The sequence below is a fragment of the Paenibacillus sp. TAB_01 genome (assembly GCF_043945595.1).
GTDB lineage: Bacteria > Bacillota > Bacilli > Paenibacillales > NBRC-103111 > Paenibacillus_S.
The window spans coordinates 1773193-1796171 of sequence record NZ_JBIFNP010000001.1; the positions used below are offsets into that span (position 1 = coordinate 1773193).

At 56.1% G+C, this 22979-nt stretch carries 20 protein-coding genes and 3 pseudogenes; all 23 read left to right on the top strand.

What is annotated here, in order from left to right; genetic code table 11:
- Positions 1-99 precede the first annotated feature (99 nt).
- The 23 genes and pseudogenes from ACHHV8_RS08405 to ACHHV8_RS08515 all read left to right on the top strand — a co-directional run bounded on the left by ACHHV8_RS08405 (position 100) and on the right by ACHHV8_RS08515 (position 22917).
- The gene (locus ACHHV8_RS08405; RefSeq protein ID WP_395157873.1) at positions 100-933 is read left to right on the top strand and encodes a transketolase; all 834 of its coding nucleotides are present in this window, start codon (positions 100-102) and stop codon (positions 931-933) included.
- On the top strand, positions 926-1867 hold the full coding sequence (locus ACHHV8_RS08410; RefSeq protein WP_395157874.1) for a transketolase family protein: 942 nt from the start codon (positions 926-928) through the stop codon (positions 1865-1867). The genes ACHHV8_RS08405 and ACHHV8_RS08410 overlap by 8 nt, the downstream gene beginning before the upstream one ends.
- Positions 1868-1882: 15 nt before the next feature.
- Positions 1883-3389: pseudogene (glpK, locus tag ACHHV8_RS08415) on the top strand (glycerol kinase GlpK).
- A gap of 482 nt (positions 3390-3871) precedes the next feature.
- On the top strand, positions 3872-6043 hold the full coding sequence (locus ACHHV8_RS08420; protein ID WP_395157875.1) for a glycosyltransferase family 39 protein: 2172 nt from the start codon (positions 3872-3874) through the stop codon (positions 6041-6043).
- Positions 6044-6061: 18 nt separating this feature from the next.
- Positions 6062-7089, top strand: a pseudogene (locus ACHHV8_RS08425) (glycosyltransferase family 2 protein).
- 38 nt (positions 7090-7127) lie between these two features.
- A complete protein-coding gene (locus ACHHV8_RS08430) occupies positions 7128-7499 on the top strand; it encodes a GtrA family protein (RefSeq protein ID WP_395157876.1) in 372 nt (123 codons plus the stop codon).
- A gap of 15 nt (positions 7500-7514) precedes the next feature.
- Positions 7515-8426, top strand: coding sequence for a UTP--glucose-1-phosphate uridylyltransferase GalU (galU, locus tag ACHHV8_RS08435; protein ID WP_395157877.1), 912 nt, complete (start codon positions 7515-7517; stop codon positions 8424-8426).
- Between the two features lie 206 nt (positions 8427-8632).
- Positions 8633-9295: an SGNH/GDSL hydrolase family protein gene (locus ACHHV8_RS08440; protein WP_395157878.1), complete on the top strand. Its 663-nt coding sequence runs from the start codon at positions 8633-8635 to the stop codon at positions 9293-9295.
- The gene (locus ACHHV8_RS08445) at positions 9292-9969 is read left to right on the top strand and encodes a DUF1961 family protein (protein ID WP_395157879.1); all 678 of its coding nucleotides are present in this window, start codon (positions 9292-9294) and stop codon (positions 9967-9969) included. The genes ACHHV8_RS08440 and ACHHV8_RS08445 overlap by 4 nt, the downstream gene beginning before the upstream one ends.
- A 97-nt stretch (positions 9970-10066) precedes the next feature.
- Positions 10067-10270 (top strand): annotated as a pseudogene (locus tag ACHHV8_RS08450) (SRPBCC domain-containing protein); the annotation flags it as partial.
- 94 nt (positions 10271-10364) lie between these two features.
- Entirely contained in the window at positions 10365-10550 is a 186-nt protein-coding gene (locus ACHHV8_RS08455) for an SRPBCC family protein (RefSeq protein ID WP_395163699.1), read from the top strand.
- A gap of 124 nt (positions 10551-10674) precedes the next feature.
- Positions 10675-11634, top strand: a complete 960-nt coding sequence (locus ACHHV8_RS08460; RefSeq protein ID WP_395157880.1) for a D-2-hydroxyacid dehydrogenase — start codon at positions 10675-10677, stop codon at positions 11632-11634.
- A 397-nt stretch (positions 11635-12031) separates the two neighbouring features.
- Entirely contained in the window at positions 12032-12313 is a 282-nt protein-coding gene (locus ACHHV8_RS08465; RefSeq protein ID WP_395157881.1) for a hypothetical protein, read from the top strand.
- Positions 12307-12825 carry a hypothetical protein gene (locus tag ACHHV8_RS08470; protein ID WP_395157882.1) on the top strand — a complete coding sequence of 173 codons (519 nt, stop codon included), beginning with the start codon at positions 12307-12309 and terminating at the stop codon, positions 12823-12825. Before ACHHV8_RS08465 ends, ACHHV8_RS08470 begins: the two co-directional genes overlap by 7 nt.
- Before the next feature lie 102 nt (positions 12826-12927).
- Positions 12928-13695, top strand: a complete 768-nt coding sequence (locus ACHHV8_RS08475; protein ID WP_395157883.1) for an IclR family transcriptional regulator — start codon at positions 12928-12930, stop codon at positions 13693-13695.
- Between the two features lie 94 nt (positions 13696-13789).
- Positions 13790-14671, top strand: a complete 882-nt coding sequence (locus tag ACHHV8_RS08480; RefSeq protein ID WP_395157884.1) for a fumarylacetoacetate hydrolase family protein — start codon at positions 13790-13792, stop codon at positions 14669-14671.
- Positions 14672-14752: 81 nt separating this feature from the next.
- Positions 14753-16231, top strand: coding sequence for an alpha-ketoglutaric semialdehyde dehydrogenase GucD (gene gucD, locus ACHHV8_RS08485; protein WP_395157885.1), 1479 nt, complete (start codon positions 14753-14755; stop codon positions 16229-16231).
- Between the two features lie 24 nt (positions 16232-16255).
- On the top strand, positions 16256-18271 hold the full coding sequence (locus ACHHV8_RS08490; RefSeq protein ID WP_395157886.1) for a YjhG/YagF family D-xylonate dehydratase: 2016 nt from the start codon (positions 16256-16258) through the stop codon (positions 18269-18271).
- Positions 18272-18526: 255 nt separating this feature from the next.
- Positions 18527-19048: a hypothetical protein gene (locus tag ACHHV8_RS08495; RefSeq protein ID WP_395157887.1), complete on the top strand. Its 522-nt coding sequence runs from the start codon at positions 18527-18529 to the stop codon at positions 19046-19048.
- Positions 19049-19130: 82 nt separating this feature from the next.
- Entirely contained in the window at positions 19131-19316 is a 186-nt protein-coding gene (locus tag ACHHV8_RS08500; protein ID WP_395157888.1) for a hypothetical protein, read from the top strand.
- 7 nt (positions 19317-19323) lie between these two features.
- Entirely contained in the window at positions 19324-20829 is a 1506-nt protein-coding gene (locus ACHHV8_RS08505) for an AraC family transcriptional regulator (protein ID WP_395157889.1), read from the top strand.
- Positions 20830-21065: 236 nt separating this feature from the next.
- Positions 21066-22028 (top strand): ABC transporter permease, encoded by a 963-nt coding sequence (locus tag ACHHV8_RS08510; protein ID WP_395157890.1) that lies wholly within the window; start codon positions 21066-21068, stop codon positions 22026-22028.
- Positions 22029-22044: 16 nt separating this feature from the next.
- The gene (locus tag ACHHV8_RS08515) at positions 22045-22917 is read left to right on the top strand and encodes a carbohydrate ABC transporter permease (RefSeq protein ID WP_395157891.1); all 873 of its coding nucleotides are present in this window, start codon (positions 22045-22047) and stop codon (positions 22915-22917) included.
- The last annotated feature ends 62 nt before the right edge of the window (positions 22918-22979 follow it).

Below are 22979 nucleotides of genomic sequence, written 5' to 3' on the forward strand. Positions count from 1 at the left end.
TTTTCCGCGGAACGATTCCAACGGTTCGACTCTACTGTTTCGATTCTTCTGTTGCGATACCGTCGGACCCGGCAAAGTATGACAAAGGAGGCGTGGCATTTGAAATCGGCTGAGCTAAGACAAAAAGCGGCTCAAATCCGGATGGATCTGCTTCGGATGATTCATGGGGCGAAGACGGGCCATACCGGTTCATCCTTAAGCAACGCGGATATTTTGACGACGCTGTATTATGATGTCATGCGTGTAGACCCGGCCCGGCCGAAATGGGCGGAGCGCGACCGGTTTATCGCGAGCAAGGGGCATGCGGTCGAATCGTTGTACTGCATTTTGGCGGATAAAGGCTTCTTCCCCAAGGAGGAGCTGGCGACGTTCAGCCAATTCGGCTCGCGGCTGATCGGCCATCCGAACAACAAGGTGCCCGGCGTGGAAATGAATACCGGCGCGCTGGGACACGGTTTGTCCGTTGCCGTAGGCATGGGGCTTGCCGCCAAGCTGGATGGCCGGGACTATCGCGTCTTTACACTGATGGGCGACGGCGAGCAGGCAGAGGGGTCCATCTGGGAGGCGGCGATGGCGGCGGCGCATTACAAGCTGGACAACGTCGTCGGTATTATCGACCGCAACCGGCTGCAGATCAGCGGCGGCACTGAGGAGGTCATGGGCCTGGAGCCGCTGGAGGATAAGTGGAGCAGCTTCGGTTGGCACGTGGTCGGCGTCAATGGAAATAACGTGCAAGAGCTGTCCCGAGTGCTAAAAGCAGCGCCGGCGCTGCCCGGTAAGCCGACGCTGGTAATGGCTTATACGACCAAAGGCAAAGGAGTTTCCTTTGCCGAGGACGTCCCGCATTGGCACCACCATGTGCCGAGCGATGAGGAGCTGGCTCAAGCATTGGAGGAATTAGCGAAGGAAGCGCAGGTGGCTGCATGTGAATAAGATTGCCAATCGTCAAGTGCTGTGTGAAACGCTTCTCGGCATCGCCCGGACCGATAAGGACATCCTTGTGCTGGCAAGCGATTCCCGTGGGTCGGCGTCGATGGTGCCTTTCGTCAAAGAGCTGCCGGAGCAGTTCGTGGAGACCGGCATCGCCGAACAAAACCTGGTCGGCATCGCAGCGGGCCTGGCTTCCTGCGGCAAAAAGCCGTGGGTGACCTCCCCTGCGTGCTTTCTCAGCATGAGGGCGATCGAGCAGGTTAAAGTCGATGTGGCGTACTCGGGGACGAATGTGAAGCTGGTCGGCATCAGCGGCGGCGTCAGCTACGGCGCGCTGGGCATGTCCCACCATTCGCTTCAGGATCTCGCGGTAACCCGGGCCATTCCGGGCTTGACCGTAGCAATGCCGGCGAACCGCCACGAAACGAAAAGGATGACGGAAGCGTTAGCCGCCCATCAGGGCGGAGTGTACCTGCGCATCGGCCGGAATCCGGTGCAGGATGTGTATGCTTCCGACGACTATGAGTTCGAGATCGGCAAAGCCGTCACGATGCGGGAGGGCAGCGATCTGACGATTATTGCAGCCGGCGAAACGGTGCGCATAGCTTTGGATACTGCTGAAGCGCTGGCTGCCGAAGGCGTCGGCTGCCGGGTCGTTAACATGCATACAATCAAACCGCTGGACGAAGAAGCGGTCATTCGGGCCGCCAAGGAAACGGGGCATATAATCACGCTGGAGGAACACAGCATTCATGGCGGATTGGGGGCGGCGGTGGCCGAGGTTGTGATTCAGCGGCATCCCGTTTCGATGCGCATTGTCGGTATACCGGATGAACCGGCGGTGACCGGGAGCACGGCGGAGGTGTTCCGCCACTACGGCATGCATGCGAAGCAGCTGTGCAAGCTTGCTCTTGAAATGATCCGTCCGCACGGATAAGGTGGTGGGAATCAGATGGATACGCCTTATATTTTAACAATTGACCAGAGCACCTCCGGCACCAAAGCGCTGCTGACGGATCGAAGCGGGATGATTGCCGGCAAGGAAGCGATGAGTCATGCCCAGCTGTATCCGCAGCCGGGCTGGGTGGAGCATGATCCGCTGGAGATATACGGGAATGTGTTGGCGGTTGTGCGCAAGGTGCTGGATACAACCGGCATTTCCCCCAGGCAGCTGGCGGCTTTAACGCTGACCAACCAAAGGGAGACGGCGGTAGTCTGGGATCGAGATACCGGACTGCCGGTGTATAATGCTATCGTCTGGCAGTGCCGCAGAACGGCGGCATTTTGCAGCGAGTTGAAGGCTGGAGGGGCAGAACCGGTCATCCGCGACAAAACGGGGCTTGTGCTTGACCCATACTTCTCTGCAGGCAAGTTCCGCTGGATTCTCGACCGGCTGGAGTCGGAGGGGCGGCAGCTGCCAGCGGGCGGACTCATGGCCGGCACGATCGACAGCTGGCTGCTATGGAAGCTGACCGGCGGCGCCGGTCCATGCCACCGATGTAACGAATGCGAGCCGCACCTCGCTGTTCAACATCCATACGCGGGCATGGGACGAACAATTAATCGAGCTGTTCGGCGTGCAGCGGCTGGAGCTGCCGGAAGTCAAGTCCTGCAACGGCACTTACGGTTACACGGCCGACCCCGCGCTGTTCTCCGAGCGGATTCCGATTACGTGCGTCATCGGGGATTCGCAAGCGGCATTGTTCGGTCAATTATGTCATAAGCCCGGCTTGGCGAAAGCGACTTACGGTACGGGAACCTCCGTATTAATGAACATCGGATCGGCTCCGGCCACCGAATCGGAACGGGGGCTCGTCACGGCCGTGGCATGGGAGCTTGACGGCCGGATCGATTACGCGCTTGAAGGGATCATCCATTGCACGGGTGACTGCATGAGATGGGTACGGGATCAGCTGGGACTGTTCACGGATTATGCCGAAGCGGAACGGCAGGCTTCGGCGCTCGGCGACAATGGGGGCGTCTACGTAGTGCCTGCCTTCGTCGGACTTGGCGCCCCCTACTGGTCGCCGCAGGCCCGAGCGGCCGTGCTCGGGCTTAACCGCGGAAGCGACAGGCGCCATATTATCAGGGCGGCGCTGGAGAGCATAGCCTACCAGGTCCGCGATACGGTGGAGCTGATGGCCGCCGAGTCCGGCATTCGGCTGGAGGAGCTGCAGGTGGACGGAGGCGCGGCCGAAAACCGCTTCTTGATGCAGTTCCAGGCAGACCTGCTGCACACGCAGGTGAGGAAGCCTGCGGTGACGGAGCTGTCGGCCATGGGCGCGGCGTATGTCGGCGGCCTTGCGGCCGGGCTTTGGAGCAGCCTTGAAGAGTTAGGCAGGCTGCCCCAGCAGCCTTGCATTTATGTCCCGCAGCGGGACCGGGAGCGGACGAACCGCTATTATGCCGGATGGAAACAGGCGGTTGTGGCTGTTATGTCCATCGAAGGAAGCGAATAGACAGCTATCATATAAGTAAGCATGCAAGCTTGGCCGTATGGCAGAGCAAAGGGTACGGGTTCGGGTAGAGTACGCTTCGGCTATACCGTGTGGGCTGGTCACATAAGCCGCGGAGTTGCGCTGCTCGCCGTATAGGGTTAACGTGTTTCAAAATAACTGCAATGAAGCATGACCAAGAAGAAGACAGGATATCGCGAAGGTTTCGCGCGTTCCTGTCTTCTTTTTTTATACGGGGTCTAACACGCGGTTCCGTTTCCACAACGCTGCTTGGGGGAGCGCGCCTCTTGAATACGCAGTCCAGGTTTTATTTTCAGGCAACTTTCAGGAGCGGCTCAAGGAACGCTCAGTTGAGCTTAAGGAGCAATTCAGTTTGGACGGTTACTATCATAACAAGCGCAAATATGAAAATGAATGGTTCACTCGGCGTCATGCTTCCGCTGGACGGGTTAAGCTGACACGATGGGAATAAAGGAGGAAACGGAATGACGACCGCCAAGCGAGGTCAACGGATCGACTTGTTTTTAATAGGAATCGCGTTCTTATCTGCTTTTCTGAATATGTTTAACATCTGGAACGACGCCTATGCAAATGCATACTACACCGCTGCGGTGACCAGTATGGTGCAAAGCTTTCACAATTTCTTTTTTGCTTCCTTCGACCCGGCAGGGTTCGTAACGGTCGATAAGCCTCCGGTAACCTTTTGGGTTCAGACGCTGTTTGCGAAGGTGCTCGGGGTCCACGGCTGGAGCGTCATTTTGCCGCAGGCTTTGGCAGGCGTCGGATCGGTGCTTCTGATATACCGCTTGGTGAAGCCAAGTTTCGGTCTTGCCGCAGCACGCTGGGCAAGCCTGGTCATGGCCGTAACGCCGATCGCGGTAGCCGTTGCGCGGACGAATAACGTGGACGCCCTGCTGGTGTTCACTTTACTGCTGGCGGCTTGGATGCTGTTCAAAGGCATTCGCGGCAAAAAGCCCGGCTGGATTATCGGGGCATTCGCCATGGTCGGCGTCGGCTTTAATGAGAAAATGCTGCAGGCTTACATGGTTGCTCCGGCGTTTTACCTGTTTTATTTACTGGCTTACAAGGTGCAGTGGAAAAAGAAGCTGGCCGTCCTGGCAGCCGCCACGGCCATTATGGTAAGCGTATCGCTCTCCTGGGCGGTAATAGTCGATTCGATACCGCAGGAAAACCGGCCTTATATGGGCAGCAGCCAGACGAACTCCGTACTGGAACTGGCCTTCGGCTATAACGGAATTTCCCGGCTGACGGGAAATAAAGGCACGGGGGGCGGCGGTCAACTGCCGAACCAGCAGCGCGGCAGCGAATCAAGCGGCCAGCAAGCAGTGCCGCAGAGCTTTGCACCTGACGGCGGCGATTCCGGGCAGATGACGGGCGATGGCGGCAGAGACGGCGGCCGCGCAGGCGGAGGCGGCATGGGCGGCGCATTCGGCACCGGTACGGCCGGGCCGCTCCGGCTGTTCCAGACCGAGCTGTCCGGGCAGGCCAGCTGGCTGCTTCCTTTCGTAGGCTTCGCGTGCGTCGGTCTGCTGGCAGGCATACGCCGCAGGAAGGCGTTGACCGACAAGCAGGCAGAGAGCTTGTTCTGGTTAGCCTGGCTGCTCCCGGCGATGGCATTCTTCAGCGTAGCCGGCTTCTTCCACCATTATTACCTGATTATGCTGGCTCCGGCGATTGCAGCCCTGACAGGGGCAGGCTGGGTGGAGCTTTGGAACCAATACAGGAGCCGAGATAGCTGGCAGATGTGGCTGCTGCCTGCAGGTCTATTGGCTGCGACAGCTTTTGAGCTGTATGTACTGCAGCCTTATCAGTCCCAGATCGGCATAGGCTGGTCGATCGGTATCGGCGCCGCAGGGGCCGTGCTGTCGCTCACCTTGTTCCTGGCGGCAGGCACAAGGGAATTGGTCAGAGCCGCTGCGATAGCGGGAATGGCCGCGCTGCTTGTTGCTCCGACCTTCTGGGCAACGACGCCGATTGTGTACGGAGGCAACAGCATGCTGCCTCAAGCCGGGCCGGGTCAGGCCGGCGGGATGGGCGGAGGCCAGCCGCCAAGGTTCATGGGCGGAAACGGCGGAACGGATGCAGGGAGAACGGACGGCGGCCAGCAGGGGAATATGGCGGATGGACAAACGAGCGGCAGCGATTTTGCGGGAAGCGATGAGCGCGGCCCTGCAAACAATGAGGGGCGAACCGCCGGCGGTAATGCCCGGCAAACTCAAGGGATGGGCGGCATGGGTACCAACGTCAACGAGCAGCTGCTGGATTACGTTACGACAAACAATACGGGCGAGACCTATTTATTCGCTACGTCCAGCGCGATAACGGCCCAAGGCTACATCATCCGGACGGGAAAAGCGGTAATGGCGATGGGCGGTTTCTCCGGCAGCGATCCGATTCTTACCGTCGACAAGCTGGAGCAGCTCGTTAAAAACAAGGAAGTGAAATATTTCCTGGTCTCCTCCGGCGCTCCCGGAGGCGGAAACTCCGAGCTGACGGCCTGGATTCGCGAGCACGGGACGGAGGTGCCGAAGGAGGAGTGGCAGCAGACGCAGTCGAACGGGCAAAGCCAGCCGCAGGACGGAAGAGGCGGCGGTCCGGGCATGGGCGCAGAGACGCTGTATCTGATCAATGAATAAGGACAGGAGGATGGCAAAATGAATACACACATCCGATACTCTATCGTGATTCCGGTCTTTAATGAGGAAGAGGTTATTACCAAAACCTACAAACGGTTAAAGCAGGTGATGGACCTAACGGGGAGACCTATGAGCTGCTATTCGTCAATGACGGCAGCCGCGATAGTTCCGCCGAGCTGATTCATCTCTTCGCTGAAATGGACGGCACGGTCAAGCTGATCAATTTTTCCCGCAATTTCGGTCATCAAATCGCTATTACGGCAGGGATGGATTACGCTTTGGGGGATGCGGTCGTCGTGATCGACGCCGACCTGCAGGACCCGCCGGAGCTTATTCTTGAAATGATCCGCCAGTGGCGGGAAGGCTACGACGTAGTGTATGCCAAGCGGATTCAGCGCATGGGAGAGACGCGGTTCAAGAAGTGGACGGCCAGCCTGTTTTACCGCATACTTCGGGCCTCGACCGAGGTCGCCATCCCGGTGGATACAGGGGATTTCCGTCTCATGGACCGCAAGGTTTGCGAGGAGTTGAAGCGTCTGTCGGAGAAAAACCGGTTTGTCCGCGGCATGGTCAGCTGGGTCGGATTCCGCCAAACGGCCGTTGAATATGTGCGGGAGGAAAGGCAGGCCGGCGAGACGAAGTATCCGCTGAGAAAAATGCTCAAGCTTAGCCTCGACGGCTTGACCTCCTTTTCCTTCAAGCCGCTCAAGCTGGCCGGCTGGCTCGGCGGCACGCTTTCCTTCGCCGGGATAGTCTATCTGCTGGTCATTATGGCAGTGAAGCTTTTCACGGATTCGCCGATCAGCGGCTGGCATGCCGTCGCGATAATTCAACTTCTGTGCACCGGAACAGTTTTGGCCGTGCTTGGCGTCACCGGGGAATATATCGGCCGGATCTACGATGAAGCAAGAGACCGTCCGCTGTATATTGTCCGCGACAGCTTTGGACTGGCGGCGCAGGAGTCCGCGAGCGGGAATAAGCCCGAGACCAAGGCGGAGAACCGGATCGGGAGCCCAATCGAAAAAAAGCTCAGAGGGATCATCTAACATGAGCAGGAACCTTTTGCAGGTGATCAAGTTCGGTTTTGTGGGAGGGATCAATACGGCAATCGACTTTGCGGTGTTCAGCCTGCTCGCATGCAACCGGCCTGCCTTATGTGCTTGCGCAATGCTGCTCCTTTCTCTGCGGCAATGTGAACAGCTACTTCATGAACCGGAAATGGACGTTCAGCCAGAAGGGGAGCGGGAACCGCAGCGAGAAGCTGAAGTTTTTGTCCGTGAGCCTGATCTCGCTGCTGTTGACCACCGGTGTTCTGATTGGGCTGCACCAATATTTGCAGGCTCCGCTGCTGATAAGCAAGCTGTTGTCCGCAGGGGGCGGCATGGCCGTCAATTATTTGGGAAGCCGCCTGTGGGTGTTCGTCAAGCAGGCCGATACCGTGAAAGCAACTCAATAAACAGACTAGGAGTGGATGGATATGAGAGTAAGAAAAGCCGTTATTCCGGCCGCAGGTCTGGGAACCCGATTTCTCCCGGCCACGAAGGCGCAGCCCAAGGAAATGATGCCCATCGTCGACAAGCCGGCGATCCAGTATATTGTGGAGGAGGCGATTGAGTCGGGCATCGAGAGCATCCTAATCGTGACCGGCCGCAATAAGGGCTCCATCGAGGATCACTTCGACCGTTCCGTTGAGCTGGAGCAGACGCTGGAGGAGAAGGGCAAGTGGGAGCTGCTGAATCAGGTACGCGGCATCAGCGAGCTGGTCGACATTCACTTTATACGTCAAAAGGAACCGCTCGGACTGGGGCATGCCGTCCTGTGCGCTGAAGCTTTCATAGGCGACGAGCCGTTCGCGGTGCTCCTCGGAGACGATATTATGGTCTCGGACCCGCCGGCCTTAAAGCAGCTGATACATGCTTACGAGGCTTCGGAGAGGTCGGTCATCGGTGTACGGCAGGTGCCCAGGCAGGATGTGAGCAAATATGGGATTGTATCGCATGCCGGACAGCAGAACCGGCTTTATAAAGTGAAGGATCTGGTAGAGAAGCCCGATCCCGATCAGGCTCCGTCCAATGTGGCGATCATGGGCCGGTATATTCTGAAGCCTTCGATCTTTCAAATGCTGCGCACGATTGAGCGGGGAGCTGGGAATGAGTATCAGCTGACCGACGCCTTACGCCGTGTCTGCCAAAGGGAAGGGCTGCTGGCGCTCGATTTGAAGGGGCAGAGGTACGATATCGGGGACAAGTTCGGGTATATGAAGGCCGTTGTGGAAATGGGATTGGCCCGGCAGGATATGCGGACGCAGCTGCTTGATTATTTGAAGGAAATCGTACGGGCCGAAAGCCGTAACGAAGAATGGAGAAGGACAGTGATCTCCTAGTGAACCCGTATCCGCATGCAGCGAAGACCCGGTGATTCGGCCAGTGAAACGGCTGATTGAATCATCGGTTTTTTTGCCGTTACCGGCTTGTATTACCGAGTTTGAACTGCCGCAGCCGTGCGGCGGACCGAGAAAATGACTTGTCTCCCCCGACGCCTAAGTGATACTATAATTTTGGAAATCAAAGGGAAGAAGGGGTATATTTCATGATATTCGGTCATAATGAGAAGCTGGTCATGATTGGGGATTCAATTACGGATGTGGAGCGTAAACGTCCGCACGGCGAAGGGCGCAACGACGCGCACGGCAAGGGCTATGTATCTGCAGTTAACGCGCTGATTACCACGATGTATCCGGAGCTGCATCTTCGTATCGTGAACATGGGAATTTCCGGCAATACGGTGCGGAATCTGAAGGAGCGGTGGCAGACGGATGTACTGGATCTGGAACCGGACTGGGTTTCTATCCTGATCGGTATCAATGATGTGTGGCGTCAATACGATCAGCCGACCATTACGGAGTCTCACGTCTACATTGAAGAATACCGCAAGGAATTGGAAGCGCTTGTAGCGTCGACACTTCCGTCCGTCAAAGGCATCATTCTGATGACGCCGTTTTACATTGAACCGAACCCTGAGGATCCGATGCGGCAGACGATGGATCAATACGGACAAGTCGTGAAGGAAGTCGCTGAGAAATACAATACCATTTTTGTTGATACACAAGCTGCGTTTGCTGGGCTGCTTGAGCACATTTATCCTGCGACGCTCGCATGGGACCGCGTCCATCCGAATTTAACCGGACATATGGCGATTGCGCGCGCCTTCTTGAATGCCACCGGATTTTCGTGGGACGGCTCCAAGGCATGAGCAAGGAGCTGCGCGGACAGCTGATTTACAGCAATCCGTTGGACAGTCCCGAGGCGATAGCCGATTTTCGCTTGGAGGGACAAGCCGCTTGTTCCTTTCCATTAGGCCGTCTGCGGATGGAGAATGCAGCCGACCCGAAGGAAGGGCAAAAGTCCAACTTCGTCCTCTGGTGTCCGGAGTCGTTTCCGGCGGACTTGTCGGTCGAATGGGATTTCTGGCCGATCCGCGAGCCGGGTCTGTGCATCCTGTTCTTCTCCGCTCAAGGCAGACAAGGAGAGGACTTGTTCGATCCCGCTCTGGCGCAGCGGACAGGGGAGTACGATATGTATCATCATGGAGATATCCATGCGTTTCATATTTCCTATTTTAGGAGAAGATACCCGGAGGAGAGGGCGTTTCACCTGTGTAATCTCCGCAAAAGCTACGGCTTTCATATGGTGGCTCAGGGGGCGGACCGGATTCCGCCCGTGGCGGATGCCGCAGGGCCCTACCGGATGCGGGTGGACAAGCTTGGTGCGAAGGTGGCTTTTTATATTAACGATTTGCTGATCTTTGAATGGGAGGACGACGGTGCAACGTTCGGTCGTCTTCTCGGCGGCGGAAAGCTCGGCTTCCGTCAGATGGCTCCACTGATGGCGGAATACGCGAATTTGAAGGTATACGAGCTAGGTTAGAATAATCGCGCGCAATTCAGGTTAAGCGGTTTGCAAATCCATTTAACGCCGGGGCGGCAGCTCCGGTTCAAGCTTCCCTGCGGTGAGGAGGAATAGCATGTTGGCTGTAATAGATCGGGCCGGTGAGGCGGCGACAGCCCGGTTCGAGCGTCATTGGGAGCATCGGGCAGAAGACGTTTGGGCTTTTTTAACGGAAAACGACAAGCTGGCGCAGTGGTTTCCCGAGCTTCGGGCGGACGACCTCCGGAAGGGAGGCGCGATCCGGTTCAACATGCCGGACGGGACTTCCTTGGATATGGATATCCTCGAGCTGAAGCCGTATTCCGTGCTGGAATACACATGGGGCGAGGGCCAGGGCCCGTTTCGAGCTCACTTCGGAGCCGGATGGCTGCCGGTTGATTTTGCTGGAAACGATGAACAAGATTACGGAGCATACCCCCAAAGATTTGGCGGGCTGGCATGTTTGTCTGGATGTGATCGGGCTGCTGCTGGACGGTAAGACGATGGCTTCGCGCAAGAGCGTATGGGAGACGTGGTACCGGCAGTATGTCGAGCTGCTTGAGAAGCCGGCTTCTTCTTAGTAAAACTTCCGCGGCAGGCCGCAGTGCTTTGCCCGGCTGTCTCTTTTATCCCGAAAATAGAGCTTGAAGCAGAAAGGAATGCCTTCTGCACACAGCGAATGGTATAATGAGGAAAAAGGAGCTGATGACCATGCCGAAAATCGTCTGTGTTCATTCTTTGTCAGCGGAACATGTGGAGCAAATCAAGCGGGTAGCGCCGGATTACGAAGTTATCTGCGGGAAAGACAAGGCCATTTGGCAGGAGCATCTGAAGGATGCCGAAATTATGGCAGGCTGGAATGCGGCCGCCAAGGAAGAAGTATTTCAGCCGGGCAGCAAGCTTCGCTGGGTGCAGAACTGGGGGGCGGGCGTGGACAGGCTGCCGCTTGAGGCGTTCAAGGAGCACGGCATTGCTTTGACGACGGCAAGCGGCGTCCATGCCTACAGTATTTCGGAGACGATTTTTGCCATGATGCTGTCTTTCAGCCGCAAGCTTCATCTGTCGATCCGCCATCAGCTGAATAGGAAATGGCAGGATGTATCGCCCTACGGCGAGCTTCACGAGAAAACCATCGGCATTATCGGGGTAGGAGCCATCGGCGAAGAAACGGCCAGGCTGGCCCAGGCGTTCCGGATGAAGGTGCTGGGCGTAAGAAGATCGGGCGAGCCGTCCCAGTATGTCGACCGGATGTACGACAACAACGGGCTGGACACGGTGCTGGCGGAAAGCGATTTTGTTGTCGTCACGCTGCCGCTTACCTCGGAGACCCGTCATCTGTTCGGCAAGCGGGAGTTCGGACTGATGAAGCCGAACGCGATATTCATCAATATCGGCCGTGGAGGCACGACCGACACGGAAGCGCTGCTGGAGGCGCTGCGCAACGGGACGATTGCCGGGGCGGGCCTTGATGTATTTGAACAGGAGCCATTGCCCGAAACTAGCCCGCTCTGGAGCCAGGACAATGTGATTATAACTCCCCATAACTCGGGCTCTACGGACCGCTATGAGGAGAGAGCCATGGAAATCTTCTTACATAATTTAAAAGAATACACCGCAGGCAGCGCCCCTTCGCTGAACCGCGTGGATTTTAGCAAGCAGTATTAATTAAATATGAATGCGGAGGACGGACCGGACTAGCCGGGCGTCTGACCGCAGGAGCAATGGGAAAGGACGCAGGCTCACGGGCAGGCGTCCCTTTTTTTGTAGAAGACATCCAATACGATAATAAGGACCGGCAAAAAAGGATACGATATGTACAGATTTCCATTCTTTATGATTAAAGGAAGAGAAGAATATATGGTTTTACTTGAATTCGCGGTCGTGTCGGCATGTGTGTGGGTGTTGTACCGGCAAAAGCTTCTCTTCCGGCTCAACACCCTGGTCAATGGGCTGTTCTGCCTTTACCTTATCCAGATGGTAGAAGGGATCATCGTGTCGAACCAAAAGTACGTCGTCGTTACCCGTAACGCATGGTCCATTTCTTACCTATCTTATTCATCTGATGGGAACCGTCCCCTGTATTGCGCTGCTGGCTGTTTATTATGCGGGAAGAGAGAAGGACGGAGCGGGTCATCCGGCCGCATCCTCTATCGGCGTTTGGCTTGCAGGGACTATCGTATTGACCTTGGGAGAATTCATGCTTGAGTCAACAGGCATCATTCGTTATTCCCGCGGCTTTCATCCCGGCGCCTCCTGGCTGTTCTGGGCGGTGTGGCTGGCTGCCGTATTCGTCTGGGACCGGCTGGTCTACCTTAAGGAAGCAAAGGATGTGGGCGCTTGTTAAATGCTCCGGTCCGTTTCGATGCCAATGAATGGTTTGTTTGCGTCACGATGCTCGTATTAATTGTGCTGTTTGCCGTGACGCCCAAAATGTTTTCGATGCAGGCCGCTCTCTGCCTGATGCTGTTTCATTCCGCACTCGGCTTGACGGCCGATATGATTATAGGGGTAGCCTATCCGTGGGATTTTTATGATACGATGGATACGCCTGGATACGACTGGTTTGATTTTTTTATCTACACGGTAAATTATCCTTTGTACGGATATTTTTTTGGAACCGGTATGAAGCTGTGGGAGCGCCGGGGCTGGCCGCTGCCGCTTCTGATTGCGGGAGCCGCGCTGCTGTCGTTGCTTCTGGAGTGGCTGTCCGTACAATTCCAAGTGTTCCAATACAAAAACGGATGGCACGTCTGGGATTCGCTGCTGGCGTATTCGGTTATTTTCTGCGGCAGTGCGGCTTTCGTCAAGCTGGTCATGCGATGGGAGGGGCATGTATTTTATCGCGGCAGGGGATAGACAAAAGATGTCGATTGGATTACAATAGCTTCATACAACACAATATCAAACTTGGTTTTATAATGTAAAACATGTGGTTTGGTTTATTTCAGAGGTGCCACCATGCCAATCATTCAATCTTTGGACCGGGCTTTGCAGATCGTCGATTTATTCGATGAGACGACGAAGGAGCTTAAGATTACCGAAATCAGCGCCCGGATGGACTTGCATAAAAGCACGGTGCATTCGCTGCTAAAAACACTTCAGCTTCACGGCTATATCGATCAGGACGAAGAGTCGGGGAAATACAGATTGGGCATGAAGCTGCTGGAGAAAGGGCAGCTGCTGCTGCAGGGAATGGATATCCGCGCTTTGGCCCGGAAGCATCTGGTCTCGTTATCCGCTTTGACAGGCCAGTCCACGCATTTAGTCATACTGGACGGCAGGGAAGGCGTATACATAGATAAGGTGGAAGGGGATAAGGCCGCCATCCGTTACTCGCGGATCGGACGAAGGGTACCGCTGCACAGCAGTGCGGTCGGCAAGGTACTGGCCGCGTTTCAGGTGAAAGACGAGCAGGCGAAGCTGCTGAGCAACTACAGCTACACCGTGCACACCGCTTCGACCATCAGCGATGAGGAAGCCTTTCTTCGCGCTTTGGAGCAGGCTCGCATTGAAGGCCTCGCGTATGACAACGAAGAGAACGAACCCGGCGTCCGCTGCGGAGCCGCTCCGATCTACGATCATACGGGCGCGGTGATAGCCGCGATGAGCCTGTCGACTTTAAAAACCGCGGTGGACGATGCATCGTTTGCCGAATACATGAAGCTGCTGAAACAGGAAGCCTCGGCGATTTCGCAGCTGCTGGGTTACCGCGGGTCCGAGGGTTAAACCAAAATGCCTTAAACAGGCATTTTATTTTACTCGATATTATAAACTGAGTTTTATAATATAAAACATATGAACGAGGGAGCGTGTCCATTATATGCGTATTATCCGTTATTTGAAAGCGTTGTCTTCAGCCCAGCTGGCTGCTGTTACCGATGAAGGGAAGGTATACGAGCTTCCGCAGCAAGATTTCATCACATTGCTGAAGGAAGCGGAAGCCGCCGGTTCCTCCCCGCTTGCGCTGGTCGAGAAGCTGACTGCAGGCGCACAGCCGCTGTCCCAAAGCCTGGAGCAGCTGGAGCTGCTCGTGCCGATCGAAGCGCCTGAGGTATGGGCGGCAGGCGTTACATACGAGCGCAGCCGCGAGGCGCGCAACTACGAAGCGACCGGCGGACGGATGGACGCGTCCACCTTTTACGATAAAGTGTACGACGCGGAGCGTCCGGAGCTGTTCTTCAAATCGACGGCAGCCCGTACGGTCGGTCCGGGAGGCGAGGTTCAGCTGCGCAGCGATTCCGAATGGCAGATTCCGGAGCCGGAGCTGGCGCTTGTACTGGACGGTCAAGGCCGTATCGTAGGCTATACCATCGGCAATGATATGAGCTGCCGTGACATTGAAGGAGAGAACCCGCTGTATCTGCCTCAAGCCAAAGTATGGAAGCGTTCGTGCTCTATCGGGCCGGCTATCCGCTTGACGGAAACGGTTGAAGACCCGTACAGCCTGCAAATCACCTGCCGCATTTACCGCGATGGAAACAAGGTTGTAGAGGGATCGGCCAGCACGGGTCAGCTCAAACGGAAGCTGGAGGAGCTTACTTCTTACCTCGTTCGCGACAATGAAATTTTTGAAGGCACCGTATTAATGACGGGTACCTGCATCGTACCGCCGAATGAATTTACGCTTGCCGACGGGGACCGTGTAGAAATCGAAATTTCCGGTATCGGCACGCTGGTAAATCCGGTCGTCCGCGCCAGCTAATCGCTGAAGGATCGTTCATTCTCATCTTTCATCATTCATTTTCCATCTTACTTTTCCATTTAATAAAGGAGGCATTATTTCATGACTACACCAGCATCCGCATTTATCGGAGGACAAACATATTTGAACTATATCAACGGGGAGTGGAGCGCTTCCGTTACCGGGAACACCGCTGCCAGCATCAATCCCGCTCAACGCTCGGAGGTTGTCGGCTACGTGCAGTCTTCCTCGCAGGAAGACCTGAACAACGCAGTAGCGGCGGCCAAAGCCGCACAGAAAGGCTGGAGAAAGCTGTCCGGCGCGGCTCGGGGCGATTTTCTTTACAAAGCGGCCAATGCGCTGGAGCGCCGGCTGGATGAGGTTGCGGAAACGATGACGCGCGAGATGGGCAAAACGCTGCCGGAGGCAAAGGGTGAAACCGCACGCGGCATCGCGATCCTGCGCTATTACGCAGGGGAAGGCATGCGCAAAATCGGCGATGTGATCCCTTCCTCGGACGCGGAAGCGCTCATGTTTACGACCCGGGTGCCGCTTGGCGTGGTCGGTGTTATTGCGCCTTGGAACTTCCCGGTCGCTATCCCGATCTGGAAAATGGCGCCGGCTCTCATCTACGGCAATGCCGTGGTGCTGAAGCCTGCTCAAGAAACGGCGGTTACCGCAGCCAAAATCGTCGAGTGCTTTGCGGAAGCGGGACTTCCTGCGGGCGTATTGAATTTCGTCACCGGAAGCGGCTCGGTGATCGGTCAAGGCTTGGCCGAGCATCCGGATGTGAACGGCATTACGTTTACGGGCTCGAATGCCGTCGGCAAGCGGGTTGGCCAAGCGGCCTTGGCGCGCGGAGCGAAATACCAGCTGGAGATGGGCGGCAAAAACCCGATTCTGATTGCGGCGGACGCCGATCTCGATCTGGCGGTAGAAGCAACGATCAGCGGCGGCATCCGTTCCACCGGGCAGAAATGTACGGCGACCAGCCGGGTGTTGGTGGAGAGCAGCGTTTACGAGGCCTTCCGCGAAAAGCTGGTTGCAAAAATGCAGGGGCTCAAAGTGGGACACGGGCTTGAAGCCGGAACCTGGCTCGGGCCATGCGCGAACGAAAATCAGCTGGAAACCGTTCTTTCCTACATCCAAAAAGGGAAGGAAGAAGGAGCGGAGCTTCTGTTCGGCGGCAGCCGTCCCGAGGATCCTGCTTTGGCGGAAGGCTTCTATGTTCAGCCGACCGTATTCGATAAAGTTACGCCTCAAATGGCGATCGCGCGCGAAGAAATTTTCGGGCCTGTGCTTGCCCTGATCCCGGTCGATTCCATGGAGCAGGCGATCGAGCTGGCTAACGATTCGGAATACGGGCTGAGCGCTTCGATTTTCACACAAAATATCGGCAACATTTTGTCGTTCATTCAAGATATGGATGCAGGACTTGTCCGCATTAATTCGGAGACGGCGGGAGTTGAGCTGCAAGCACCGTTCGGCGGCATGAAGCAGTCGAGCTCCCATTCCCGCGAGCAGGGGCAGGCGGCAATCGAGTTTTTTACCTCTATCAAAACGGTCTTTTTGAAAGCTTAATTCAACCCGGAGGAGAGACAGACGATGACAGAGCAGCTGCATGAGATCATGGGGAACGGCTCCGAGAAGCTGTATGAGATTCGCACGCATGCGGCCGGGCCGGGCGGCTCGCTGCCTTTGACGCCGGAGATGCTGCTGAATGCGCCGAGCGGAGATTTGTTCGGGCTCAGCCAGAATGTCGGCATGGGCTGGAAGCCTTCCAAGCTGAAGGGCAAGCAGTACCTGCTGCTCAGCACGCAGGGAGGCATCCGCAAGGAAGACGGCAGCCCGGTTGCGCTGGGCTACCATACGGGACATTGGGAGGTCGGCCTGCTGATGCAGGCGGCCGCCCAAGAAATTACGGAAAGCGGCGGCGTTCCGTTCGCCGGCTTCGTCAGCGATCCGTGCGACGGCAGGTCGCAGGGCACCGAGGGTATGTTCGACTCGCTGCCGTACCGCAATGACGCGGCGATCGTATTCCGGCGGCTCGCCCGCTCTCTGCCTACGCGCAGAGGCGTGCTTGGCGTCGCTACCTGCGACAAAGGACTGCCCGCCATGCTGATGGCGCTGGCTGGGCTGCATGACCTGCCGGGCGTTATTGTGCCCGGCGGCGTTACGCTTCCTCCGACCGAAGGGGAGGACGCGGGCAAGATCCAAACCATCGGCGCCCGCTACGCGAACGGCGAGATGACGCTGGAGGCTGCAGCCGACTTAGGCTGCCGCGCCTGTGCGACCCCCGGCGGCGGCTGCCAGTTTCTGGGCACCGCCGCCACCGCCCAGGTCATCGCCGAAGCGCTCGGCCTGACCGTGCCCCATGCCGCGCTGGCCCCGTCCGGCCAGCCGGTCTGGGAGGAGATGGCCCGGCAGTCGGCGCGGGCGATGATGGCGCTGGAAGCGAAGGGCATCCGGATGAAGGATGTCGTGACGGATGCGGCGATTCATAACGCGATGGCCGTGCATGCGGCCTTCGGCGGCTCGACGAATTTGCTGCTGCACATTCCCGCCATCGCTCATGCCGCCGGCCTGCGCATTCCTTCCGTACAGGATTGGATCCGCATCAACAAGGCGGTTCCGCGTCTGGTCAGCGTACTGCCGAACGGACCGGAATACCATCCGACCGTAAGGGTATTTCTGGCCGGCGGGGTGCCGGAAGTCATGCTGCATCTGCGCCGTCTCGGCGTTCTGAAGCTGGATGCGCTGACGGCGACAGGCGAAACGCTCGATACTGTGCTGGACTGGTGGGAGAAGAGCGAGCGGCGTCAGAAAATGCGCTCGCTGCTGCTGGAAATGGACGGCGTCGATCCGGATCAGGTGATTATGAATCCGGAGACCGCGAAGGAAAGAGGGTTGACCTCGACGGTTACATTCCCGATGGGGAATTTGGCGCCGGAGGGTTCGGTCATCAAGTCGACCTCCATCGACCCGTCGGTCGTCGGAGAAGACGGCGTGTACCGCCACCGCGGACAAGCCAAAGTATTCACAACGGAGAAGGCGGCTATCGCGGCAATCAAGCAGGGCGGCATTCAGGCCGGAGATATTCTGGTGTTGATCGGCCGCGGCCCTTCGGGCACCGGTATGGAAGAGACGTACCAGCTGACTTCCGCGCTGAAGCATCTGCCGTTCGGCAAGTATGTGTCTCTGGTGACCGATGCGCGCTTCTCCGGCGTATCGACGGGCGCCTGCATCGGCCACGTCGGCCCTGAAGCGCTGGCCGGCGAGCCGCTCGGGAAGCTGCGCGACGGCGATACGATCGATATTGTGGTCGACCGCACCAACCTGGAAGGCACCGTCCATTTCATCGGGCATGGCGATCAGCTGCTGACGCCCGAGGAGGGCGCGCAGGTGCTGGCCGCCCGCGAGCCGCATCCCGGGCTGGCGCCGGATCCGAAGCTGCCGCAGGATACGCGGCTGTGGGCCGCGCTTCAAGCGGCAAGCGGCGGAACCTGGGCGGGCAGCGTCTACGACGTGGACCGGATCGTCGCCGTGCTGGAAGCAGGGAAGAAGGCGCTGGAGCAGAGCGCCGCTGCGCAGGAAGAGCCGCTTTCTGAGCGGATCGAATAGCATTGGTTTCAGCATATGAAGACACGTTCCCCTACAACCGGGGACGTGTCTTTTTTATTTTGCAGGCGGCTTCAGCCGGGAAGAATGTTTCGTACTCGCAGCGATGACTTTTTCAGTGGCCGCGGCCTCTTGGGCGGAAAGGCTTTTTTTTCAAAAGGCCGTTTTTCCGCCACGATTCAACAACATGTGCGCTTTTTTTATAATAAACTAAGAGGAAAGCAGCATTACGCCTGAAGCCAGGGGGCCTGATTTCGGATGAAAATGAGTTGGTATTATCGGATTTTATTGTCGTATGCGCCGATTTTTTTCGTTGTCATATCGATTTTAATTTTCTCGTTTTCCACCGTGTTGAACAACTCGGCGAAAAACCAGATGGCCTTGACCAATCAAGCCATTGCGATCAAGGTTATGCAGGCCGTCGACTCGAATCTGAAGGCCTCCGAGCGGATGGTGCTGAAGGAAATGTACACGAATGAAAAGTTAAGCGCTTTCTTCGGGCGGGATGCAGTCAACTCCATTGCAGACTATTTCACGATTTCCCGCAAGCTGGACGATTTCTCTTCCATTTTGCCGTTTGCCAACTCCATTTATTTGTACGATGAACAATCAGGGAAGGTGCTGTCCCGCAGCGGCTTGACCTTGCTGGACCGAATTCGGGGATGCCGAATTTTTACGCAAGGCTTATGCCGAAGGCTCCACTCAAGGCTGGACGAATCCGAGAGGCTTCAAGGAATTTGTCCACGAGGAAGGGGCAGAGAGGGTAATAACCCTGTTTAAATATTATCCGTTCTCGGGAGAGCGGCAGGGGGCTGTCGTCGTCAATATCCGCGTATCCGCGCTGATCGGATTTATTAAGGATTTGACCCGCTATGATGCCGGACTGATCCAGCTGTATGCGACGAGCAAGGAGCCCTTTGACAACAATGCAGCGGCTGCGCTGCCGCCGGAGGACTTGGCTGATGCGCCCCGGCATGAAGCGCCGCTTGTTTTGAAAACGGTTTCGGACTACACGGGCTGGTCACTACGTCGCCGATATGAAGCATAACAAGAGCATGTCGCAGCTGTTGCTGTTCCATGATTTCTGGATTGCTGTGGGCCTTATTACAACGGTAGCCGGCATTCTGTGGTTTACTTACGTCACGCACCGCAATTACAAACCGATTCAAGCCATCGCGGCCCGAATCGAGGAATATACGAAGCGCCGCAGCGGCCGGCTGGTTCGTTCCGGCAGTGCTTTTTCCTCCAATGAGCTGAAATATATCGAAGCGGCCATCGATGATCTGATGGAACGATCGAGCGAGTACGAGCAGCAGTATAAGGACGATTTGGTGCTGAGAAAAAGACAACGCCTGACCGAATGGCTGGAAGGCCGGGGGGAGATGACCGAGCTGCAGTGGGAGCAGGAGATGATAAAGCTTCAGGTGCCTGTTCAGCACAGCCGGCTGGCCGCATCGGTTATGGAATTTGACCGGTATCCGCAGTTTATTGCGCGCTACAGCCGCAGAGACCAATATTTGCTCAAATTTGTCGTCGGCAAGGTGCTGCTGGAAATTGCGCAAAGCGAGCGGATCGCTTTATGGCAGGAGTGGCTTGAGCCGCATCGGATGGCGGTCGTGTTTTTTATCCGTGAGCCGGAGGCCGAGGAGCTGCACAGGACCCGGGAAGCGATGAGGCGGCTGCAGGCGTGGGTCGCGGACAATCTGGAGTTTACGGTATCGGTCGGTATGGGACCGGATACGGCGTACTATGAAGGCGTCGCTTCTTCGTATAAAGAAGCCAAGCAGCTGCTGGGCGGCAAGCCCGCTTTCGGCACGAATTGCTTTATCGGGAAGGCGGAAGTGCGTCCGAAGGAGGAAGGGGGCATTTTCCCTCATCTGCCGGTCATGTCCCTGCTGGCGAAGTCCTTCCGGCTCGATGACGGGCAATGGCCGAATCATTTGGAGCAGCTGCTCGCCTCGCTTCAAGCCGGGCGGTATTCGCAGGCGGATCTGCAGCATCTGTCGGACTGTATGCAGTATCACTTTCATAAGGAAATGCTGGAGCTGAAGGAATCCATTCAGCTGATTTGGAAGGAGGAGTACGCTCCTCAGCTGGCTGGGCTTGTCGAGGAGGCGGATTCGCTGGACAGCTGGCACGAGCGTCTTTATACACTGCTGCGGTCGTTCGAGCCGCGGATGCGGCAGATCCGGGAGAGCTGCAGCCACCATTCCTTAATGTTCCGGGTGAGGGATTACATGGAGATGTATTATGCCGATCCCGATTTATCGCTTAACAAAATCAGTGAGCATTTCGGGATGAATTCCCGGTATTTAAGCAAGCTGTTCAAAGAGCAGTTCGGTGAAAAATTCATCGATTTCATGATAAAGCTGAGGCTGGAAAAGGCGAGACAGCTGTTGCTGGAGACGGATCTGCCCGCGCAGCTCATTGCCGAGCAGGTCGGCTATACGCACGTCATTTCTTTTCACCGCGCATTCAAGAACATGTTCGGATGTCCGCCGGGCGATTACCGCAAACGGATGGAACAGGAGCCGGAATGGCGTCCCGACCTGCAGAATTAGACTCCGTAGCGGAGCTTCTTCGAAAATGTAAAGCGCACTGACAAAATGTTAAGAAGCCTGCTGCGGCAGGCTTTTCGTACATTTCGCTAAGCGGCGAATCATGTAAATTGACCGGAATGGCATAATATTTTACTGTAAATCTATGGAACGGCAGTGGAGCCTAGACCGAAGTCATTCGAACCGAATTCGAATCCAATCTGATCCTATCCGGGTCTCTTAAGAAATGGAGGAATTGTATGTCAGACGCAGGCGGCAAAACCGCGACGGAGACGTTGTCCCGGCCTATTGCGAAGAGGCGGAGCCTCAAGCTGTTCGCCAATCAGGATTGGCAATTATATGCACTGCTGTTTCTTCCCATGCTCTACTTCGTCATTTTCAAGTACGTCCCGATGTACGGCGTTACGATCGCTTTTAAGGAATTCAATATGTTTCAGGGAGTATGGAACAGTCCGTGGGCGGGTCTCGATGCCTTCAAGGAAATTTTTAAAATGAACGATTTCTATAAAGTGCTGCGCAATACGATGCTGCTTAATCTGCTGGACCTGGTCGTATCGTTCCCGGCTCCGATTATTTTGGCCGTGCTGCTCAACGAGGTGCGTATCCAATGGTTTAAAAAGGGCGCGCAAACGATTCTTTACTTGCCGCATTTTATTTCGTGGGTTATTATCGGCGGAATTGTATACCAGCTGCTGTCCACCAATACCGGTCTGGTCAACATTTTATTGCGGTCCTTAGAAATGAAAGCGGTTCCTTTTTTGACGGAGCCCATCTATTGGGTGATTACGTATGTAGGCTCGGGCGTTTGGCAGAGCGCAGGCTGGGGCACGATCATTTATTTGGCGGCCTTGACCGGCATTAACAAAGAGCTGTACGAGGCGGCGGAGGTGGATGGCGCGGGGCGCTTCCGGAAAATCTGGAACATCACACTGCCGGGGATCAAATCGACCATCATTATTTTGCTCATTATCAATATCGGTCATATGGCGAGCATCGGCTTCGAACGTCCGTTCGTGCTGGGCAACCCGCTTGTAACCGATGTATCGGACGTCATCAGTACGTTTGTATACAAGGTAGGTATCCAGTCGGCACGCTTTACGATTGCAACGGCGATCGGGCTGTTCCAGGCGGTAGTGGGCTTGATCTTCCTGCTGTCGTCCAACTACATTTCCAAAAAGGTGACCGATCAGGGCATCTGGTAAAGGGAGGCTGCGTTTTATGAGAGTAAGTACGAGCGACAAAATTTTGGATACATCGATCCTTGTAATTATTACGATAGCTTCCTTCCTCGCACTGGTGCCAATCCTTCATCTGGCTGCTGTCAGCCTAAGCTCCAACGCGGCTATTTTATCGAACAAAGTGACGATTTTCCCTGTGGAATGGAGCACGATCGCCTATAATACCGTTCTTCGGGACGGCAAAATGGTCAGCTCGCTTTTCTTCACGATACTGCTCGTTGTTCTGTTTACCCTTATCTGTATGGTGATGACGGTCTGTGCGGCTTACCCGCTGACGAAGTCGCGGTTGAAAGGGAGAGATTTTTTCCTGCTGATGATTGTGTTCACGATGTTTTTCAGCGGGGGGCTTATTCCGGAATATTTGCTGGTCAAATCGCTGAAGCTGACCAACACGATCTGGTCTTTGATTTTACCCGGCATGATCAACGCATTTTATTTGATTATTCTAAAAACGTTCTTCTCCTCGATACCGGAGGAGCTTGAGGAATCCGCCCGGATCGACGGCAGCTCCCATTTCGGCACGCTGTTTAGAATCGTGCTGCCGCTTTCGCTCCCTGTGCTTGCTACGCTGAGCTTATTTTACGCAGTCGGCCGCTGGAACGGGTTTATGGATGCGCTGTTCTATATCACGAACCAGGACTTGTACCCGATTCAGCTGAAGCTGTATCAGCTCGTCATCAGCAACCAGATGAGCGATGCGACGGCGACGGAGGGCGTCAACTCGCTGGCGCCGATTCCGGAGAGCCTGAAGGCAGCCAGCATTATGTTTGCTACGATTCCGATTCTGATCGTGTATCCTTGGCTGCAGCGCTACTTTATTTCCGGCATGATGATCGGCGCGGTCAAAGGGTGATATACGGTGCCGCCGGTTTTGCCGGCAGCGTTAGCTGTAATACCAGCCTCTATAAGACGAAA

Coding starts and splice junctions, on each gene's coding strand:
- ACHHV8_RS08420 (WP_395157875.1), top strand. CDS start 3,872: ATGACGACCGCCAAGCGAGGTCAACGGATCGACTTGTTTTTAATAGGA.
- galU (WP_395157877.1), top strand. CDS start 7,515: ATGGATATGAGAGTAAGAAAAGCCGTTATTCCGGCCGCAGGTCTGGGA.
- ACHHV8_RS08440 (WP_395157878.1), top strand. CDS start 8,633: ATGATATTCGGTCATAATGAGAAGCTGGTCATGATTGGGGATTCAATT.
- ACHHV8_RS08445 (WP_395157879.1), top strand. CDS start 9,292: ATGAGCAAGGAGCTGCGCGGACAGCTGATTTACAGCAATCCGTTGGAC.
- ACHHV8_RS08460 (WP_395157880.1), top strand. CDS start 10,675: ATGACCATGCCGAAAATCGTCTGTGTTCATTCTTTGTCAGCGGAACAT.
- ACHHV8_RS08465 (WP_395157881.1), top strand. CDS start 12,032: ATGGGAACCGTCCCCTGTATTGCGCTGCTGGCTGTTTATTATGCGGGA.
- ACHHV8_RS08475 (WP_395157883.1), top strand. CDS start 12,928: ATGCCAATCATTCAATCTTTGGACCGGGCTTTGCAGATCGTCGATTTA.
- ACHHV8_RS08480 (WP_395157884.1), top strand. CDS start 13,790: ATGCGTATTATCCGTTATTTGAAAGCGTTGTCTTCAGCCCAGCTGGCT.
- gucD (WP_395157885.1), top strand. CDS start 14,753: ATGACTACACCAGCATCCGCATTTATCGGAGGACAAACATATTTGAAC.
- ACHHV8_RS08490 (WP_395157886.1), top strand. CDS start 16,256: ATGACAGAGCAGCTGCATGAGATCATGGGGAACGGCTCCGAGAAGCTG.
- ACHHV8_RS08495 (WP_395157887.1), top strand. CDS start 18,527: ATGAAAATGAGTTGGTATTATCGGATTTTATTGTCGTATGCGCCGATT.
- ACHHV8_RS08505 (WP_395157889.1), top strand. CDS start 19,324: ATGTCGCAGCTGTTGCTGTTCCATGATTTCTGGATTGCTGTGGGCCTT.
- ACHHV8_RS08510 (WP_395157890.1), top strand. CDS start 21,066: ATGTCAGACGCAGGCGGCAAAACCGCGACGGAGACGTTGTCCCGGCCT.
- ACHHV8_RS08515 (WP_395157891.1), top strand. CDS start 22,045: ATGAGAGTAAGTACGAGCGACAAAATTTTGGATACATCGATCCTTGTA.